Below are 1,723 nucleotides of genomic sequence, written 5' to 3'. Positions count from 1 at the left end.
GATAACGTCAAATAAAATATGATAGTTACCATAAAATGTAAGTAAATAGTAATAGAGTATCACTAATTTTAATTATAATAAAAATCTTAAGAATGTCAAAAGCTTGAAGATGTAAATGATGTAAAAAAATGGAACTAAATAAATATAAAACTCTAAAAGAATTGAGCAAGATTTTTTGAAAAGTTATTCAGTAAAGATATTTAGTTACTTATCAGTTTTGTTGATCCACCTGATAAGTTGAGCCCAGGAGTTAATGGGCTGGCCTCTTGAATCTTCAACAACAAGAGGAGCCTTGTTATCAAAAGAGCTATGAGGTTTTATATAGTTAAAATATAGCTGATATAAAGTTAAATGAGCAAGAGCACCATCAAAGGAACTAAAGCTTTTATGACGTTTGTAATGAGCTTTATAGGTGCCAAAGAAACGCTCAATGATGTTTTTATAGGGTCTGTAAACCTCATCTGAATTATCGTCATCAGTAAAAAGTCCTTTAACTTGTCTGTGATCTACATCGGTCTTTAAAAAGGCCTTTGCAGCATGCACAGCAGTTCTATAGATTGGTGCCATATCAGAAACCAGGACAAAATCCCGACCCTGGTATTGGTCAATAATTCTTTTGAGAATGGTGATTGCACCTTTGGCATCTCGATGTTTTGAGAGATGCTGAGCAATGATACAGCCGTTTTTACCATCAATGGCAGTAAAAAGATAATGCCAGCTGCCTTTGATTTTGATATATGTTTCATCAACAGCAACAATGCCAGATAAAGGTAGATCAAGGTCCTTAATTTTAGGACCAAGTCTGTGAGCTAAAGAGACGGTCCAGTTCTGGATAGTCTGAGCTGAAGGTGAAACATTATATGCAAGTTTCAGGGCTCTTTTAGTCTGCCTTAGAGAAAGACCAAGACCCACATAAAAATCCATAGCTTTGGAGATTATGAAGTTCCCATACTGGGAATGATCCAGGTTAACAGGTTCTTTATCAGGTCTTGAAACTTCAAGGTTTTCGACATCAAAATCATAGGCTCTATAGCGATATCTTTTGTGTTCATTTTTCCATTTAGAGCAGTCATCATTGCGGCATTTATACTTGGTAAAATGCTTACGCTCTTTCTCTTTAGATAAAGCATAGCCGCAAAAAGGGCAGCGATAGGTAGGCCTGTTACTGGATCTTAGTTCAGGTTTTTCAGGAGCCCATTGATGATCACAAACTTTGCACTGAAGCTTCTGGTAACCATCTGGGTCATGTCCGAAGCTGTAGAGATATTTTTTAGGAGCGCCACATTCGGAGCATTTTTCGACTTCTACAGTCAGAGGTTTACGGCGGTTAACAGGCTTTATGGGCTGACCATTTTCTTTAGCTTCAGCCAAAATTTCCTGATAATTAAGCTGTTCAATAACAGGAAGTGGGTCATCAAAGCTGTTAAACTTAGTATAGCTGTCATCAAGTTTTTCTTTGGGTTCAAAGTCAACGTGAAAGAGCTTGGAGAAAAAGAGATAGACCAAAAGAACAAAATTCATAAGAGGTTTAAGCAGGAAATTAGGTAAATTTCGAGAAATCATAACTTAGGATCCCTTCCTTTCTGGGTGTAGTAGGTTGTGACTTCTCAATTACTATTTACGAGCTCAGGGGGAGGGATTCCTGCATTTAGTGCAGATTCCTAAACTGATAATTATGATAACTATTAATATTTTTAAAAAAACTATTAGATTTGACGTAACG

Annotated in this window: 1 protein-coding gene; it reads right to left on the bottom strand. The window is 36.4% G+C overall.

Annotated features, from left to right (window positions below; translation table 11 throughout):
- Window positions 1-204: 204 nt before the first annotated feature.
- Window positions 205-1,563, bottom strand: coding sequence for a DDE-type integrase/transposase/recombinase (locus DFR80_RS15065; protein WP_114490480.1), 1,359 nt, complete (start codon window positions 1,561-1,563; stop codon window positions 205-207).
- Window positions 1,564-1,723 lie beyond the last annotated feature (160 nt).

The organism is Halanaerobium sp. ST460_2HS_T2 (assembly GCF_003337665.1).
In the GTDB taxonomy this organism is placed as follows: domain Bacteria; phylum Bacillota; class Halanaerobiia; order Halanaerobiales; family Halanaerobiaceae; genus Halanaerobium; species Halanaerobium kushneri.
The sequence above is the reverse complement of the archived record's forward strand: the minus strand, read 5'-3'. Positions and strand labels throughout refer to the sequence as shown.